A 17,045-nucleotide genomic window follows, 5' to 3' on the forward strand; every position below is an offset into this window, starting at 1 on the left:
AGGGATGTACATATGGCATATTCAATCCATGATTTACTGCAAAAAGCTTTTGAATACAATGCATCGGATTTGCACATTACGGTTGGTACTCCGCCAGTGTATCGAATACATGGCCGACTTGAAAGGTTTGGAGAGTTCGGTTTGACTGCCGAAGAAATTGAAGACATGGTGAAAGCCATCATTCCGGACCACAAAATGAAAGATTACCAAACAATAGGCGATGCGGATTTTAACTACGCTTTCAACGAAAACTTTCGATTCCGCGTCAATGCTTATCATCAACGAAATGCACCAGCACTCGCTTTTCGCTTGATTCCAACGAAAATCCCGACAATTGAATCGCTCGGAATGCCGAAAGTGTTATATGATTTGGCGGAAAAACCCCAAGGACTTGTATTAGTTACCGGTCCAACCGGCTCGGGGAAATCGTCCACGTTGGCGGCAATGATTAACCATATCAATTCAACGAAGGCTAAACATATCATTACTCTGGAAGATCCGGTTGAATATATTCATCCGCATAAAAAATCCATTGTCAATCAACGGGAAATTGGAATTGACGCGAAAGATTTTGCAACAGGACTAAGAGCGGCTCTTCGTCAAGACCCGGATGTTATTCTTGTTGGGGAGATGCGGGATTTAGAAACGATTTCAACAGCGATTACTGCGGCAGAAACAGGCCATTTAGTAATGGCGACACTTCATACATCAAGTGCTGCTACAACAATTGACCGCATTATAGATGTATTTCCACCGCATCAACAAAACCAAATTCGCAATCAACTTGCAAATGTATTGCAAGGGATCATTTCCCAGCGCCTTTTCGTCCGAAAAGATAAAAAAGGCCGCATCGCAGCAACTGAAATACTAGTTGCAGTGCCTTCGGTGACAAATTTAATACGCAGCGAAAAGATTCAACAAATTCAAAATGTTATGCAGACTAGCCGTGCTTTAGGCATGCATACATTGCAACATTCAATTCAAGAATTGCTGTCGAGAGGAATAGTGTCGATGGAGGAAGTCAAGCCATACATGAACGTTGGTGATTACCATTGACCATCTACAGGTATGAAGGCAGGACGAAAGCGGGTGAAATAAAAAAAGGAAAAATCGATGCGGCAAGTAAAAAAGAAGCGATTGCCAAGTTGCGAGGGCTAGGCATTAATCCTCGGGAAGTATATGAATCATCGAGCATCTTTGACAAAGAGCTGAAAATGGGCTGGGCAAAAGTAAAAAATCAGGATTTCGTCATCTATTGTCGGCAATTTGCTACGCTGATTCGCGCAGGTGTATCGATTGTTGATTCTACAAATATATTATCTCGCCAAACAAAGAGCAAGCCGTTAAAAAAAGCCTTGGAGATGGTGGAGGAGGATATTCGAACGGGGATTTCCTTCTCCGATGCGACAAAAAAACATCCGAAAGTGTTTCCCGAATTGTTTACCAACATGATCGCTTCCGCAGAAGTATCAGGGAATATGGATATTACTTTGGATAAATTGGCTACAACCTTCGAAAAGCAATATAACTTAAAGAAAAAGATTCGATCGACGATGACATATCCGTTAATATTGCTTTTACTAACTATTGCTGTAGCCATATTTATGATGATAGTCATCGTACCTACATTTGTTGAATCATTTGAAAGCATGGGAGCAGAGCTGCCAACTTTAACGGTCGTTACCATCAAAATCAGCGGAATGCTGCAAAAATATTGGTGGATTGTTCTTATCCTTCTCGTAGTAACAATTATGTTGCTTTATTACCTATATAAAAACAACAAAAAGTTCAACTATATAGCGAATTACGTATTGTTGAAAACCCCAATTTTTGGACCATTATTACAGAAAACCGTCATTGCTCGGATGGTGTCAACTTTATCTTCTTTATTTAGCAGCGCTGTTCCAATTCTTCAAAGTTTAACGATTGTAGAAAAAGTGGTTGGAAATCCTGTCGTTTCAAAAGTCGTAAAAGAGCTAAGAGATAGTTTGGAAAAAGGGAATACACTATCAGAGCCGTTAGAGAAAAGTTGGCTCTTTCCGCCGCTTGTAACTTCAATGGTATCAATTGGAGAGTCCACAGGATCACTCGATTACATGTTGGAAAAAGTTGCGGAATTTTATGAAGCAGAAGTGGATCGAAATGTAGATACGTTAAAGTCGTTAATTGAACCTATCATGATTCTATTTCTGGCAGTAATTGTAGGTGGAATCGTTGCAGCCATCTTCTTGCCGATGTTTAGCTTATATGAACATATGTAGGAAAATAGATTACTAGTTTTCGGAGTGTTTTTAAGGAGGTGAGAGAAACGGCAACAACATTTCCGAGCTCAATCAAAACCCACTAACGAATAAACTTAAGGAGGTTTTTATATGTTGAATTTATTGAAAAAACGTTTGAAAAATGAAAAAGGTTTAACATTAGTCGAATTATTAGCGGTAATTGTTATTTTGGCCATTGTTGCAGCAATAGCGATTCCAGCGATTGGGAATATCATTGAAAATTCACGTTATAATGCCGTAAAAGCAGATGCAATCAATGTACTAAATGCAGCCAATTTATATTTTACAGAGAATAATGGAGAAACAACTGTTACTGTAAAAAAATTAAAAGAAGATGGATTCTTAGATAGCGAAGGAAAAATTCCAACTGACAGTACAATTACTAAAGCTAAGGGAGGTCATAAATTAAAAGCATCTGATATAACATATTCTGGTAATAAAAAAGTTACATTTAATGATGCTACAATTCAAGCCATTAATGCTGATAATCAAGAAGGTAGTACTGAAGGTGATAAAACTATTCCACAAGGAACCCAAACCCCTTCACAAGGAACCCAATAGTTTTTCATAGAACACCCAACTCTTTTTGTTGGGTGTTCCATTGAGAAACTAATGACTAAATTCTATTTAAGTTAGAAGATAAATTATTCAAAAGGAGCCCTGCGTATGTTTAGACGAAAGAAAAAATCCCATGTATCCATTGAAATCAATGATTACGTACTTCGCTCTTTAGTGATGAAGGGGTCAGATTTATCGCAGGCGAAAGTATTGGAAGTAGAAATACCAGAAGGAGTAATTGAAGAATCTGACGTCATAGATGAAATGGCGTTGTTCCAACTCTTTAAACAATACGCAACAAATTGGGGCGGGAAAAACCAAAATGTTCGTTTTATCGTTCCGGACTCTTTTATTTTATTAAAATCTTTTGAGCATCCGTATGATATTGAACCAACTAAATTAAGAGAATATGCGGAAATGGAAATCGGTTACTCCATTCATCTTCCATTCGAAGAGCCCCTCATTGATGTGTTTGACCCGGAGGAAGGGGACGGCAAGGCGATGATGTTTGCAGCTAACTCCGAACAATTGAATAAGTACATACATTTATTTTTAGATATTTCGATGAATCCTGAAATCGCAGATGTTCGGGCCCTTTGCAATTTACGATTGCTCGAATCGTTGAACTTGTTGGATGAACAAAAAACTTATTTGCTCACTTATTGGTTGATTAACGAACTATCTATTACCATTTATTCAAAAGGAAATGTTGAATTCCAACGGTTCCAATTGATCGATACGGATATGAATCAATGGAAGGCAAAAGAAGTGGATGAGCATCAACTAGACTTTTTCTATGATGGGGAACTGGAAGATTATCTAATGCTTATTTCGGACCAAGTGTTAGAACTTGACCGCATTATGAATTTCTTCCGATTCTCTTTAAATAAAGGAGAAAAGGGAGTCGATGAAATCATCGTGATGGGGGATAACCCGTATCTTGATAATATTTATTCCAATTTGCAGCAAAGTTTCGATTTACCGATGAAGTTGATTAACGACCAGTTTATGACTGAGCATTTTCAAGGATTCAAGGCAAAGCATGCAACATTAATCGGACTTGCCTTAAAGGAGGTTAAATCGTGATTCCAGATATTAACCTGTTGCCGAAAATCGATAAGAGGCAGTCCACATCGAAATGGCTTTATATTCTATTATCTGTACTCACGCTTTTACTCATTGCTTTTTTGGTGTTCCAATATTTTGAACTTGGAGGCAAAATTTCTGATTTACGGAACGAAGAGCAACAAGTTTTAGCTGAAAGGAATCAATTGCAAGCACAATTAGACAACATGGCAGTCGATACAGGTTCATTAAAGCAATCAGTGGAATTTATTGAAAAAATTTCCTATGCTGTTTCGCCAATTATCGATGAAACGGTACGTCTGCAACCGAGACAAACTTATTTAAGAGAATATGCTTTTGATGCCCAGTCTGTACAACTGTCAATGGATTTTGAAACTTTAAGTGACATTTCCAACTATATATCTCGATTATCAAGAAGCTCTTACTTTCAAGATGTTCAAGTAACAACTATTGAACATTTTGAAGTTGGTCATCAAGAAGCGGCAAATAACTTCCATGAAATTCCTCGGTATAAAGTAAAATTCACAATGATGATCGATCAAGATTATTTAGCTGCTGGAGGTGTTGAATGATGAAGTTGACAAGTGGCAAAAATTCATCCACATTACTATTAATAGCCCTCGTAGCAGCTCTATTATTTGCTCTATACTATTACATTTTATTGCCGAAAAAAGAGGAAGCGGCATCACTTGAATCGTCCATCTTATCGACCCGCTCTGAAATCGAATCGATTCAACAACAAATTGAGGAATTGAATGCCAGTAAAAATGCAGAGCATGCGACTTTATTTGAATTGAGAAAAAAAGTTCCTGCTACAAGAAACTTGGATGATATCGTTTTAAAAATAGAAGAAACTCAATATGTTACGGGAACGAAAATTTTATCTATCCATTTTAACAACTATGATGAACTTGTATCGAGTTCGCAGTTGGAAAGCCCTAATGTTCCAACTGAAGAAGGAGAAAATGGGGAAGATGCAACTACAGAAGCTGAAGATTCGGAAGAAACTCCTGTATCCCCAATAGCAAAAGAGAATTTGCCATCGGAGTTGAAATTAATTACTTTTGAAGTCCGTGTAGAATCTCCAGACTTCAATCATTTAGTGAATTTTATTAAAGAAATTGAAAAAATTAAGCGCATTATGCACATTGACGCTATCAATTTTTCTTTACCGGGTGAAGAAAGTGAATTTGATGAGGATTCAGAAGATAGCATCACGGCAACTGTAAAAGTAACGACCTTTTATTATGAAGGAGAAGAGTAATTGTTATTTTATGAGGAGCGTTTTTCATGGTAATGATGTATGAAATTTTTTTCTTCCTATTTGGAATTGCATTGGGATCATTTTATAACGTTGTGGGACTAAGAATTCCTAATCATGCGTCAATCATTGCACCACCGTCCCATTGTCCACATTGTCAAAGGAAACTTTCTGCCATTGATTTAATTCCTGTACTTTCATACATACTATTACGTGGAAAATGCCGAACGTGCGGTGCTAAAATTTCCCCCATTTACATCATAACAGAACTTATAGCAGGTTTGCTTTTTGTATGGAGTTATCACCAATTAGGATTTTCCATTGAATTGTTTGTTGCGTTATTCTTCTTTTCATTGCTGCTGATTATTGTCGTATCGGATCTTCAATATATGTTAATTCCGGATAAAGTGCTTCTTTTCTTTTTGCCATTCCTGCTTATCGGACGCATTGCTTCCCCCCTTGAGCCATGGTGGGATGCGCTGCTTGGTGGTGTTGTAGGCTTTGCCATTTTATTTGTAATTGCAGTGATTTCAAAAGGCGGCATGGGAGGCGGAGATATTAAGTTGTTTTTCTTGATTGGTTTGGTGCTGGGAACGGTGAAAACATTGCTTACATTGTTTGTAGCCAGCGTCATCGGCATGATCATTGGCATCATCGTATTAAAAGTTCGAAAGCAAGGCCGAAAAACACCGGTTCCCTTTGGTCCATCCATCGCCATCGCCAGCTGCATAGTTTATTTTTATGGAGATTCTATAATCGATTGGTATTGGAATTTATTTTGAAGAGTAGCCGCTTAAGTTATAAAAGGCGTTTGTGGGGATAAATTGTTCATTTGCGCGAATCGATTGGCCATTCGCGCAGATAACGGTTTTATTCGTATACAAACGCTATTTTTTGTAATATTTTTCCATTTTTATGAAGGCATAGAAAACGGTTCTATCTTATATTGAATTATTATAATATAAAAAATTCGAGGGGGGATGTTTATGAAACCAATGATTGGCGTCACATTGGATTGGGAAAAAGGGGTTTATCAAATAAATGAAACATATATCAAGGCAATCATAGAAGCTGGTGGGATTCCAGTATGTCTTCCATATGTTGAGGAGGAAGACGGAGATAAAATCATCCAAGCTATTGATGGTCTGCTTTTGACCGGTGGTGGAGATATTCATCCATTTTTCTTTCGGGAGGAGCCTAAGCCTAAATTAGGAAGAGTCATTACTAAGCGGGATGAGCGGGAAATTCAATGGACAAAATTGGCCCTTCAACGCAACATTCCAATCCTTGGCATTTGCCGCGGTTTGCAAATTTTAAATGTTGCGTTGGGCGGAACGATTTACCAAGATATATATGCTGAATATAAAGGTGAACTATTATTACATACGCAAACTTGCCAACGCAATGAAGCGTCCCATTTCGTTACCCTTCAGGAAAACAGCAAATTGAAGCAAATCTTAAAAGCGGCGAAAATTCAGGTAAACTCCTTCCATCACCAAGCCATCAATGAAGTGGCGAACGACTTGGAAGTTGTTGGAACAGCAAGCGATGGTATTATCGAAGCTGTTGAACATAAAACTTCACCGTTTTGCATTGGTGTACAATGGCATCCAGAAGCGTTTGCGATTGAAGGAATAGAACAATCAAAAACTTTATTTCAAGCCTTTATAGAGGCTTGCAAAAATGCATAAAGAAGAAAACTCGCATTCCAAGAAAGAGATTGCGAGTTTTTTTATGTTAAGGCAATTTTCGATATAGACCGACTACGATTCCTAAAATGGTAACATTATCTACAATGATTGGATCCATAGAAGGATTTTCAGGCTGCAAGCGGAAATAGCCTTTTTCTTTATAAAAGCGTTTCACGGTTGCTTCATTTTCATCAGTCATTGCAACCACAATATCCCCATTGTTCGCTGTGGCCGTTTGTTTCACAATGACATAATCCCCATCTAAAATACCCGCTTCAATCATAGAGTCTCCCATTACTTCCAACATAAATAGCTGATCATCACTCGTTCCGTATGTAGCAGGCAATGGGAAATATTCTTCAATGTTTTCAATGGCAGTGATCGGATTGCCGGCAGTGACCTTACCCACCAACGGTACATGCACGACAGGTTGTTTTTGAGGTTCATCTTCGCCATCCAATATTTCAATTGCTCGCGGTTTGGTTGGGTCTCTCCGAATATAGCCTTTTTGTTCTAAGCGCGTTAGGTGACCATGTACGGTTGAGCTAGAGGCAAGCCCAACTGCCTCACCTATTTCGCGGACGGATGGCGGATACCCTTTTTCCCGAACCTCCTTTTTAATAAATTCTAATATATCTTTTTGCCTTTTAGACAGCTTTTCCATTGTGGTCACCTCTGAAGTGAAATGTTTTACATATTTTACATATAGTATAGCAATGAATTCGCTAGAATGCAAACACAAGTTCGAAAAAAACTCTTGACAAAAAACGTACGTTCGTCTTATATTAAGAACAGATATTCGGAACAAATATTCGGGGAAGGGGAATACTTGTATGGGCTTGTTGCAAAGGAAGCATTATATAAAAATTTTATTTATTGTTTCTCTATTAATAATTGCTTATATTTTTATTACAGATGAAGACTTTTCCTACGAACAAATTACGATACAAGAAGGGGACACCCTTTGGACATTAGCCGATCGCTATAAGGGCGATATGACGAAAGAGCAATGGATACGTTTAGTAACAGCAGAAAACAATTTGAATGGTAATCATATCATTGCGGGGGATACATTAATCATACCCATTCCGAAAAATGCGATTTATATTGCAGTGAATGAAGAAGAAATTCAATCCATAAAGGTAGCGAGAAATGATTATGAAAAATAATAAAGCAGTGATTTACACAAGGGTCAGTACAGAAAAAGCAGAGCAGGAAACGTCCTTAGAACGGCAAAAAGAGGAGCTTTCCCGCTATGCCAAAAGTTTAGGATTTCAAGTAGTCCATATTTTTGAAGATTGCCACAGCGGTTATGATGTAGAGCGGGAAGGATTGCTCGAGATGTTGGATTATATTTCAGAATTTAAAATTCCAGCCGTCTTTGTGCAAGATGAAACCCGTTTAGGACGCGGACATGCCCGTGTTGCGGTGTTGCATTTATTAAAAAAATATGAAACTGAAGTATATTCTCTCAATGATGCAGGTCCTTTAACATTAAATGAAATGGATGATATGCTGTTACAAATCTTAGCAATTGTCGAAGAGTACCAGCGCAAAATTCATAATGCAAAAATTAAACGGGGCATGCGCCGAGCTGTGGAAAACGGATATCGGCCTGAACGAAATTTTAAAAATAAACATAGACGAGAAGGACGGGAACGAATCGAAGTACCCATTGAAGAAATTGTCAAGTTGCGGGATAAAGGGCTGACATTCCAAGAAATTGCTTCCACTTTAAGAGGGTTGGGATATGATGTAAGCAAAGCAACGGTACATCGTAGATATATAGAATATAAAGAGAGACTTGAAGACTAACCTACTTGCACTTCAAGTCTTTTTTTCATATTCTTTTGATATTGACAAGGAAAGGTGTGATTGGAATGTTATCAAAAGAAAAAATTGCCCGTATCAATGAATTAACAAAAAAAGCCAGAGAGGGTAAATTAACAGAAGCAGAAGCAAAAGAGCGGACAATGCTCAGAAAAGAATATTTAGAGGCTTTCCGGGAAAGTTTTAGACAAACTATCGAGAATGTCCAAATTTATGATGTGGAAGGCAATGATGTAACACCTGAAAAAATAAAAGAGCTTCGCCGCAACAAATTAAATTAACGCAAGTTCCAATGTTCTTAAATGATGGTTAGATGAAACATAATATTCCTGAAAAATTGATTGTTTTCTATAGAAATGTTGTCTAAACTGAATACGGAACCATTTTTAGTACGAGAAAGGATGTCAAAATGATGACAACTACAGCGGACTTATTAGCAATTAATGCAATCCGAACTTTATCCATTGATGCAATTGAAAAAGCAAATTCAGGGCATCCAGGACTTCCAATGGGTGCAGCTCCAATGGCTTACACATTATGGACAAAACAAATGCGCCATAATCCAAAAAATCCAAAATGGTTTAACCGCGACCGTTTCATTCTTTCAGCTGGACATGGATCCATGCTGCTATACAGCTTGCTTCATTTAAGCGGCTACGACTTAGAAATGGAAGAAATCAAAAATTTCCGCCAATGGGGTTCAAAAACGCCAGGGCATCCTGAATATGGCCACACTGTTGGGGTGGAAGCAACAACTGGCCCTCTTGGACAAGGCATTGCCATGGCAGTTGGAATGGCAATGGCAGAACGTCATTTAGCAAGCATGTATAATAAACCAGGTTATGAAATTGTCAACCATTATACGTATGCCCTTTGCGGCGATGGAGATTTAATGGAAGGCGTTGCAAGTGAAGCCATTTCATTAGCAGGACACTTGCAACTTGAAAAATTAATTGTCCTTTACGATTCCAATGATATTTCATTAGATGGCGACCTTTCAAAAGCATTCTCTGAAAACATTCAAAAACGTTTTGAAGCATGTGGATGGAATTACTTGCGTGTGGAAGACGGAACAGATTTAGAGGCTATTAATGAAGCCATTCAAAAAGCAAAAGAATCAAAGGGTAAACCTACATTAATTGAAGTAAAAACGATTATCGGCTATGGTTCTCCAAATAAATCAGGCAAATCTGATGTTCACGGGGCGCCCCTTGGAGCGGATGAATTGAAGTTAACAAAAGAATTTTACGGCTGGAAGCATGAACCATTTGAAATTCCAGATGAAGTATACGAAACATTTAAAGCGGCTATTGAAGCAAATGGTGTGCAAGCAGAAGCTGAATGGAACGAGATGTTCGAAAAATATCAAAAAGAATATCCGGAACTTGCAAAACAATTCATTCAAGCTATAAATAACGAACTTCCAGAAGATTTTGATGCAGAGCTGCCTACTTATGAACCAGGCAAATCGGTTGCAACACGTTCTTCTTCCGGTGACGCAATTAATGCATTAGCGAAGAAAATTCCTTACTTCTTCGGAGGAAGTGCCGACCTTGCTGGTTCAAACAAAACAACCATTAAAGGCGGCGGTGATTTCTCCGCTGAGACACCTGAAGGACGAAACATTTGGTTCGGCGTACGCGAATTTGCGATGGGAGCAGCATTAAACGGTATGGCGTTACACGGCGGATTAAGAGTATTTGGAGGTACCTTCTTTGTATTCTCTGACTACGTTCGCCCAGCTGTTCGTTTGTCCGCATTGATGGGATTGCCAGTAACATATGTATTTACTCACGATTCCATCGCTGTTGGTGAAGATGGCCCAACCCATGAACCAATCGAACATTTAGCATCTTTCCGGGCAATGCCAAATATTTCTGTGATTCGTCCAGCTGATGCAAATGAATCAAAGGAAGCATGGAAGCTTGCCATTCAATCAAAAGACCAGCCAACTATTTTAGTGTTATCCCGCCAAAACTTGCCTGTGCTTGAAAACACAGCTGAGTTGGCAAAAGAAGGCGTGGCAAAAGGTGCTTATGTTGTATCACCTGGCACAAAAGAAACGCCGGATGCGATTTTAATCGCTACAGGTTCTGAAGTTTCCTTGGCTGTGAAAGCCCAAGCAAAATTGCGAGAAGAAGGAATCGATGTATCTGTTGTATCCATGCCTTCCATCGATCGTTTTGAAAAACAATCTGAAGAATATAAAGAAGCTGTCTTGCCTAAAGCAGTGACAAAGCGTTTAGCCATCGAAATGGGATCTTCTTTAGGCTGGCACAAGTATGTTGGCGCTGAAGGAGACGTGCTTGCTATTGATACATTCGGTGCAAGTGCGCCAGGTGAAGTAGTGATGGAGAAATATGGCTTTACTGTTGAAAATATTGTGAATAAAGTGAAATCCTTATAATGATTAAAAGAGGCTGTCCAGAAAGTCGAACACTTTCTGAACAGCCTTACTTCTTATAGGAATATTCTCTTAAAAACTTTCCCTGCGGTGGTCACATCAAAGGCGCCTCCTCTTCGCCATTTATCTGCGGCAAAAACTCTAGCTACAGCCGCAATTTATCTGCGGCGAAACTCTAGCTACAGCCGCAAAGGGGGCGTCTTGAAATGACTTTTCAGACGCCCCGACAAGCCCCTTTTCAATTTCAACAATTGTACATCGTAATAGATTGGAGGCGCTGTTCATGGGCAAGTATTCATGCAAAAAGTTGGAAGCATAATGAAATCTGCCATTTTGTGATGGACACAGAAGGGCAGATGATTATATAGGAAGCATTCAAGCAATCGCAATGATAAAAGTTCTCTCTTCTCAACGCAATCCATCACTTCACAAGCCCGTTTTGAAAGGCATAAACAACGGCTTGAGTGCGGTCTTGCACTTCCAATTTGGAAAGGATGTTGCTGACATGGGTTTTCACCGTTTTCAATGCAATAAAGAGTTCATCGGCAATTTCTTGATTGGATTTTCCTTTTGCAATAAGAAGCAGCACTTCCATTTCCCGCTCAGTCAATTGTTCATGAAGAGGGGGGGCTCCCGTATTGCGCATCCGATGAATCATTTTCGATGTGACTTCAGGCTCCAATACCGACTCGCCTTGAACCGTTTTTCGAATCGCATCGGCAATTTGTTTGGCATTGGACGTTTTTAAAATATAGCTGATGGCTCCCGCTTTCAATGCAGGATAAACTTTATCATCATCAAGGAAACTTGTCACCATCATAATTTTGGCTTCTGGCCAGCTTTTTAAAATTTCCCTTGTTGCTTCAGCCCCGTTCATGACCGGCATAACATTATCCATTAAAATAATATCAATATTTGGCTTTAACTGAATCACTTTTTCGACTGCTTCTTTTCCATTTGCAGCTTCTCCCACTACGGTCATATCCGGTTGAGCAGAGAGGTAAGTGGAGACGCCAATGCGAACCATTTCGTGATCATCGGCAATGAACACTTTAATCATTAGACGCACCTCCCGTTTCCTGTACTTCTTCCTCTGAAGATTTTTCTTCCTCCTTCAAAGGCACTTTTACTTCAACAATCGTTCCTTCGCCTGGAACGGAGACGATTTTATAGTTCGCTCCGATTTCCACAGCCCGTTCAGCAATATTTTTTAAACCGTATGAAGTGGAGTTTTTCTCTTCATTCATATCAAATCCGCGGCCGTTGTCTTGAATTCTTAAAATCGCCAAATGGTGTCTTTTAACGAGCAACATTTCCACTTCCGTTGCCTTTGCATGGCGCAGAGTATTTGATAATGCTTCTTGGGCAATGCGGAATAAATGGTCTTCCTGTGCTCTGGAAAGTTGAATTTCTTCAATTTGAAATTCAATTTCAAAATTGACCTTCTGTTTTAATTCAAATATTAAATCTTTCAACCCTTGGGCGAGGGTATTATTGTTTAAGGCAATTGGACGAAGATGCAATAGCAAAGCCCGCATTTCCAATTGAGCTTGCTGCACCAATTTCTCAATTTGCTGCAATATTTGTTTGGCGTTTTCTGGCGGTGTATCCATTTCGGTGATGGAAGAAAGGAGCATCGATGCGGCAAATAGCTGTTGAGAAACGGAGTCGTGAAGCTCTCTTGCAAGTCTTTGTCTTTCTGCAATAATTCGCTCTTGTATAATTTTGTCGTTGGCTTCCGCTTTTTCATTGGATAGCCGCTGCAAACTTTTTCGCTGTGTGTCGATTAATTCATTGGCTTCTTTTAATGCTTTTCGAAGAGGGAAGGATACATTGCTTTTTACTGTAAGCTCCGGCTCTGCCAATTGTTTCACATATTTGAATGTAATGAATTCCTTCGATTTTTCCGAAATCATCCACCATAAACTTATAACAAAACTGATGAGGAACACACTGCAAAGAATGATGGCACCAAGCGGCATGTCATTATATGTGTTTTCCCATAAAGGGCTCCACTCTGCAGCATTTGGAACATCATATAATAAATAGAAAACCCCGAAAAACATGCTTATTAATATGATAGAGATCGCAAGGGTGCGGAATAAAAGTGATATCATTTTCGAATCACCTCCACATCCCCGAGCCATGTGGCGACATGAATGACCAATTTTCTTTTAGAGTTTACAGGATTGCCGTCTTCAAAAGTTATTCGCTCATTCCATAACCGCTTTGGTGGATAATCCAATAATTTGGCTTCTCCAATCAGAGTGGAATATTGAAGTTTGAATGGGATTTCATAAGGCAAGATGATGGTGACTTTCCCAATTCCTTGGCGAATGGTGATGACCGAAGTGCCGGAGGGTAAAATCGTTTCTGTTGCATCAATAGTGTAATCCCCAAGAAAATTTTGAATTAGAATATCTTGCCATTTATAATGTTCCATCGGCGGCATAGAAGAGGGAAGCAGCAAATCGTTTTTTTGAATCATTCCCTGTTCAAAGTGTTCCCCTTGAATGGCCGTTTCTTTATGTTGATTCGTTGCATTTTTATACAAAATATAAATCAATATACAGACGATGAATAAACGTAAACTCCAAATCGTTAATAGGGCGATGAAGAAAAATAAAGCGCCGATCCAAAAATAGATTTTTTTCCCTTTAGAGAAACTTCGGTAAAGGAAGAATGCCCCAAGTATTAAAAAGAAGGCACCACCATTATTAAAGAAGGTTAACTCAACAAAGAAAATCAGCAGCATGATGAGAATCCCCGTTGTTAACTGTTTCGTCGTAAAATTGTTCAAAGTGGTCCCTCCTTTTTAGACAAGTTCATAATAATAAAGAAGGGAATGCCCCCTTCTGCTTATGTTTCATTATATCATGGTTCGATTGTTTCCTTCGAGGACGTATTTAATTGTTTTTGTTCAAGCAGCGCTAAACGCGTTTCCAATTGGGTATGTTCATAATTTTTTTCTATTTTGTTTGATAAATGATCGATGTAGGTTGATAGATTTTGAAAATCCATATCGTTTGAATCAAATACGCGGTTCATTTTCACATTTGCCCGAACGACATTTTCTTTCCCCATTAATTGCAATTGTCGAACTTTCATATCTTCAATTTTATGTTTCATCATTTCAAATTTTTGTTCTAATTGAATGATTTCATTGGCTGCCTGTTCTAAGCTTTCAGACAATATGTTTTGGCGGCTCTTGTAAACCTCCACTTCTTGGGCTGCAAAGAGAATTAAGTCTTCTTCTCCGCTTGCTTTTGCCAACTCCAGCTGTTTTGTTCTTTTCTCCAGCATTTCTCCTGTGGCTTTTAATTTTTGTTCCAATTCTTCTTTTAATTTTCTTTGCCTTTCTAAAAGTTTCCCTGTTTGTTCCGTCATTTTTTCAGCTTCACGGATGTATTGATTCAACATAGCAATCGGGTTTTTTTCTTCCTTTTTATCAAAGAGGGCGTGCAAATCTGCTTCAAGCGTATAGCGGAATCGTTTCAATAAATCCATCATTTAAAATCTCTCCTTATTTTGAATTTTGGACCATTCATTTTCAAAATTTGTAAATGGATCATCTTCTTCCTTTGTTGAAAAAGAAACATCTTCATCCTTCCATTTTTTGTAGATGACATATAAGAGGATGATTGCAGCAAGTCCAACGAGTGCTGGGATATTGGACGCTGCCATCATAATGCCAAGCATGCCAACGAAAATCCATAGCACTTTGCTTACAATGGAATTGCTTTTTACATAATAGTGCATTCCGAGGAAGATGAATAAAAGTGCAAAGGCAAGCCCCATTAATGGCCCTAAAGTTGCAAGGACGATGCCAACTAAAAGGATGGCAAGTAGCAGTAAAAGTAATTTTTTCATTTTCATTCTCCTTTCGTCTTTGTACGCTCATCTTACAATCCAATAGAATTTTTCAAAACGACCTGGAATTGTATTTTCTACTAAGTCTTGAGACCGAGAGAGGTTTCAATCTATTGGCTAAGGGAAAAAATTAGTAGATAAACCGCTTGGAAATGTTGAAACGAAAGTATTTTCATCGGATTTTGACAAAAAAAATTCTATCTCAAGGACAAGTTTTGACAAAAAATTCGAAATCTTTCTATTATAATGAAGACAGAAGGGAGGACAAGTACATGCGAGTATATTCAATATTTAATATAAAAAAACAATATCAGTCATTTGTTTTTGGAAGGGAAAGAATGCTGCTAGAGATGGTGGCAAAAATAGATGACCAAAAAGAGTCCTCTGCCAAAAAACAATTAAGTTATATATGTGAACCAATGGAAGGGAAAGTTGAGGGGAAAATATACGAACATCTACAAAAATGTTTTCCTGATATGCACTGGATCGGTGATTATTTAGGATTTGAACATAAATTAAAAGGGCGTATTAAAATCAAAGTATATGAGTATTATATTGAAGCGATTTGTGAAGGCTCTCGCATGTTGGATTTAGATTTGTTCCAATGCTTGAGCCAAATGAATGATTCATTTCTTGCGTTTAATAAAGAAGAATACGAATGTGGTTGGTTAAAGCCGGTGAAATATGCGTCGTATCGTTGAAAACTGAAAACCCTGTTGTCGCTTAAGGACAACAGGGTTTTTGGGGATATATGGGGATCATATATATAAGGGGATATGTTAACTAAGATTAGGGTTTCGCAAAACGGAATCAATCAGCCACCGCTAACAGTTTTTTATGAGTTTCTTTTAGTTGGCTAGCGATTTCTTCAATCTTGCTGATTGTTTCTATGCGTTCTTGTTTTTGTTGTTCAATGGCTTGTTGAAGGGTGATCTCGATTTGTTTTTGAGCATTGGCAAATAAATCAAGCAGCGCATTGTTTGGTTTCCAAGCCAGGTTTTGTGCTTTTTCTGTAATTTCTTGAACGCTTTCAAGCCATTTGGATATTTCAATGAATTGGCCTTCTTTGCCCAAATTTTGTAAGCTGTTTTCAAGTCTTTCTTGCCATTCTTTTGAAGCTTTTTTTGCTTCTTCTTCAATTGCATTGAGTGCACTTACGGAAGACTCAATGAATTCTTTTTGGACATTAAATGCTTGAAGTGCTCTTTTTTCGAAATCTTCTTGTACTTTTTCGATGGTTTTTAAGCTATTAATCCAGCTATCCCATACTAAATCTACACCTTTTGCAATTTGCTCTTTTGCCATTGGTTGATTTCCTCCTTTAATTGAACAAAAAATTTAAATTTATAATGAATGCATTGGGCAATGCATACATCCAAAATGAGGAAGTTATTCTTTTGACTTTGATTGTTTTGTTTTGCGAGTGGATTTAGACTTTGATGTGGCTGCTTGAGATTTTGCTTTAGATGAGGCTGAGTTTGTTCGTGTAGATGCTGATTTAGGAGCTGCTTCGTCTTTTTGCTTCGAATTGGTCGTATTTGCTGAAAAGAATGGATTATATAAATTGAAAAATTGATTTAACAGTTTTTGATATTCACTTAATGAATGGGCCCACATATCCAAATATTTTTCTCCAGCTTCTGTGATGGAGTAAATGCGTTTTGCAGGGCCACCAGAACTTGTATCCCAAACAGAAGTCACTAAATTTTCTTTTTCCAATTGTCTGAGAAGGCGATAAAAATTTCCGTGATCTAAAGATTCAATACCGAATTTCGTCAGTTTTTCCATTAGTTCATATCCATGAGTATGAAATTCCCTTAGATGCAGCAGCATGAGGGGAATTAAAAAATTTTTCGGAGCACCGATGCTTGGACTTGTCGGCTTCTTTTTTTCCTCTTTTGATACCAATATGTTTACACCGCCTTTTGCTATTACTTATATATGTAATTTACATATATGTGTAGAACTTGTCAATTGTTTTGTTAGAATTTTTTTAAAATTTTATCCAAAAATTTCATTAATTTGAAAACTGCTCATAATGAATAAAAAATTGGCATAAATAA

General features: G+C 38.1%; 21 protein-coding genes. 13 read left to right on the forward strand and 8 right to left on the reverse strand.

Annotated elements, in window-relative coordinates:
• Nucleotides 1–12 precede the first annotated feature (12 nt).
• From DKZ56_RS07575 to DKZ56_RS07610, 8 genes are all read left to right on the forward strand, one after another.
• Nucleotides 13–1,056: a type IV pilus twitching motility protein PilT gene (locus DKZ56_RS07575; RefSeq protein WP_208649431.1), complete on the forward strand. Its 1,044-nt coding sequence runs from the start codon at nucleotides 13–15 to the stop codon at nucleotides 1,054–1,056.
• Nucleotides 1,053–2,261: a type II secretion system F family protein gene (locus DKZ56_RS07580; RefSeq protein WP_208649432.1), complete on the forward strand. Its 1,209-nt coding sequence runs from the start codon at nucleotides 1,053–1,055 to the stop codon at nucleotides 2,259–2,261. Before DKZ56_RS07575 ends, DKZ56_RS07580 begins: the two co-directional genes overlap by 4 nt.
• Before the next feature lie 111 nt (nucleotides 2,262–2,372).
• Nucleotides 2,373–2,843, forward strand: a complete 471-nt coding sequence (locus DKZ56_RS07585) for a prepilin-type N-terminal cleavage/methylation domain-containing protein (RefSeq protein WP_208649433.1) — start codon at nucleotides 2,373–2,375, stop codon at nucleotides 2,841–2,843.
• Nucleotides 2,844–2,948: 105 nt separating this feature from the next.
• Nucleotides 2,949–3,926 (forward strand): type IV pilus biogenesis protein PilM, encoded by a 978-nt coding sequence (gene pilM, locus DKZ56_RS07590; RefSeq protein WP_208649434.1) that lies wholly within the window; start codon nucleotides 2,949–2,951, stop codon nucleotides 3,924–3,926.
• Complete coding sequence (locus tag DKZ56_RS07595; RefSeq protein WP_208649435.1) at nucleotides 3,923–4,498, forward strand: PilN domain-containing protein; 576 nt, start codon at nucleotides 3,923–3,925, stop codon at nucleotides 4,496–4,498. Before pilM ends, DKZ56_RS07595 begins: the two co-directional genes overlap by 4 nt.
• Nucleotides 4,495–5,190, forward strand: coding sequence for a potassium transporter (locus DKZ56_RS07600; protein ID WP_208649436.1), 696 nt, complete (start codon nucleotides 4,495–4,497; stop codon nucleotides 5,188–5,190). The genes DKZ56_RS07595 and DKZ56_RS07600 overlap by 4 nt, the downstream gene beginning before the upstream one ends.
• Before the next feature lie 26 nt (nucleotides 5,191–5,216).
• A complete protein-coding gene (locus DKZ56_RS07605; RefSeq protein ID WP_208649437.1) occupies nucleotides 5,217–5,969 on the forward strand; it encodes a prepilin peptidase in 753 nt (250 codons plus the stop codon).
• 204 nt (nucleotides 5,970–6,173) lie between these two features.
• Nucleotides 6,174–6,878: a gamma-glutamyl-gamma-aminobutyrate hydrolase family protein gene (locus DKZ56_RS07610; protein ID WP_208649438.1), complete on the forward strand. Its 705-nt coding sequence runs from the start codon at nucleotides 6,174–6,176 to the stop codon at nucleotides 6,876–6,878.
• A gap of 46 nt (nucleotides 6,879–6,924) precedes the next feature.
• On the opposite strand, the gene lexA is transcribed toward DKZ56_RS07610, so the two are convergent.
• Nucleotides 6,925–7,542 carry a transcriptional repressor LexA gene (lexA, locus tag DKZ56_RS07615; protein ID WP_208649439.1) on the reverse strand — a complete coding sequence of 206 codons (618 nt, stop codon included), beginning with the start codon at nucleotides 7,540–7,542 and terminating at the stop codon, nucleotides 6,925–6,927.
• A gap of 169 nt (nucleotides 7,543–7,711) precedes the next feature.
• On the opposite strand from lexA, the gene yneA reads away from it, so the two are divergent.
• The 4 genes from yneA (at nucleotide 7,712) to tkt (ending at nucleotide 11,115) form a co-directional block, all read left to right on the forward strand.
• Nucleotides 7,712–8,047, forward strand: a complete 336-nt coding sequence (gene yneA, locus DKZ56_RS07620; RefSeq protein ID WP_208649440.1) for a cell division suppressor protein YneA — start codon at nucleotides 7,712–7,714, stop codon at nucleotides 8,045–8,047.
• On the forward strand, nucleotides 8,037–8,693 hold the full coding sequence (locus DKZ56_RS07625; protein WP_208649441.1) for a YneB family resolvase-like protein: 657 nt from the start codon (nucleotides 8,037–8,039) through the stop codon (nucleotides 8,691–8,693). Before yneA ends, DKZ56_RS07625 begins: the two co-directional genes overlap by 11 nt.
• Before the next feature lie 65 nt (nucleotides 8,694–8,758).
• Nucleotides 8,759–8,989, forward strand: coding sequence for a DUF896 domain-containing protein (locus DKZ56_RS07630; protein ID WP_208649442.1), 231 nt, complete (start codon nucleotides 8,759–8,761; stop codon nucleotides 8,987–8,989).
• Between the two features lie 131 nt (nucleotides 8,990–9,120).
• On the forward strand, nucleotides 9,121–11,115 hold the full coding sequence (tkt, locus tag DKZ56_RS07635; RefSeq protein WP_208652195.1) for a transketolase: 1,995 nt from the start codon (nucleotides 9,121–9,123) through the stop codon (nucleotides 11,113–11,115).
• Between the two features lie 418 nt (nucleotides 11,116–11,533).
• On the opposite strand, the gene DKZ56_RS07640 is transcribed toward tkt, so the two are convergent.
• The 5 genes from DKZ56_RS07640 to DKZ56_RS07660 all read right to left on the reverse strand — a co-directional run bounded on the left by DKZ56_RS07640 (nucleotide 11,534) and on the right by DKZ56_RS07660 (nucleotide 14,982).
• Nucleotides 11,534–12,172 (reverse strand): response regulator transcription factor, encoded by a 639-nt coding sequence (locus DKZ56_RS07640; protein ID WP_208649443.1) that lies wholly within the window; start codon nucleotides 12,170–12,172, stop codon nucleotides 11,534–11,536.
• Nucleotides 12,165–13,229 (reverse strand): sensor histidine kinase, encoded by a 1,065-nt coding sequence (locus DKZ56_RS07645; RefSeq protein WP_208649444.1) that lies wholly within the window; start codon nucleotides 13,227–13,229, stop codon nucleotides 12,165–12,167. The genes DKZ56_RS07640 and DKZ56_RS07645 overlap by 8 nt, the downstream gene beginning before the upstream one ends.
• On the reverse strand, nucleotides 13,226–13,912 hold the full coding sequence (gene liaF / locus DKZ56_RS07650; RefSeq protein ID WP_208649445.1) for a cell wall-active antibiotics response protein LiaF: 687 nt from the start codon (nucleotides 13,910–13,912) through the stop codon (nucleotides 13,226–13,228). Before liaF ends, DKZ56_RS07645 begins: the two co-directional genes overlap by 4 nt.
• Before the next feature lie 74 nt (nucleotides 13,913–13,986).
• Nucleotides 13,987–14,622 (reverse strand): PspA/IM30 family protein, encoded by a 636-nt coding sequence (locus DKZ56_RS07655; RefSeq protein WP_208649446.1) that lies wholly within the window; start codon nucleotides 14,620–14,622, stop codon nucleotides 13,987–13,989.
• Nucleotides 14,623–14,982: a lmo0954 family membrane protein gene (locus tag DKZ56_RS07660; protein WP_208649447.1), complete on the reverse strand. Its 360-nt coding sequence runs from the start codon at nucleotides 14,980–14,982 to the stop codon at nucleotides 14,623–14,625.
• Between the two features lie 272 nt (nucleotides 14,983–15,254).
• On the opposite strand from DKZ56_RS07660, the gene sirA reads away from it, so the two are divergent.
• Nucleotides 15,255–15,683 carry a sporulation inhibitor of replication protein SirA gene (sirA, locus tag DKZ56_RS07665; protein ID WP_208649448.1) on the forward strand — a complete coding sequence of 143 codons (429 nt, stop codon included), beginning with the start codon at nucleotides 15,255–15,257 and terminating at the stop codon, nucleotides 15,681–15,683.
• 109 nt (nucleotides 15,684–15,792) lie between these two features.
• Here the strand turns inward: sirA and DKZ56_RS07670 are convergent, their stop codons facing one another.
• Both DKZ56_RS07670 and phaQ read right to left on the reverse strand, forming a co-directional pair.
• Nucleotides 15,793–16,287, reverse strand: a complete 495-nt coding sequence (locus DKZ56_RS07670; protein WP_208649449.1) for a PhaP protein — start codon at nucleotides 16,285–16,287, stop codon at nucleotides 15,793–15,795.
• An 84-nt stretch (nucleotides 16,288–16,371) separates the two neighbouring features.
• The gene (gene phaQ / locus DKZ56_RS15815) at nucleotides 16,372–16,890 is read right to left on the reverse strand and encodes a poly-beta-hydroxybutyrate-responsive repressor (RefSeq protein ID WP_208649450.1); all 519 of its coding nucleotides are present in this window, start codon (nucleotides 16,888–16,890) and stop codon (nucleotides 16,372–16,374) included.
• Nucleotides 16,891–17,045 lie beyond the last annotated feature (155 nt).

It is taken from the genome of Ureibacillus thermophilus (genome assembly GCF_004331915.1).
GTDB classification, from domain to species: Bacteria; Bacillota; Bacilli; order Bacillales_A; family Planococcaceae; genus Ureibacillus; species Ureibacillus thermophilus.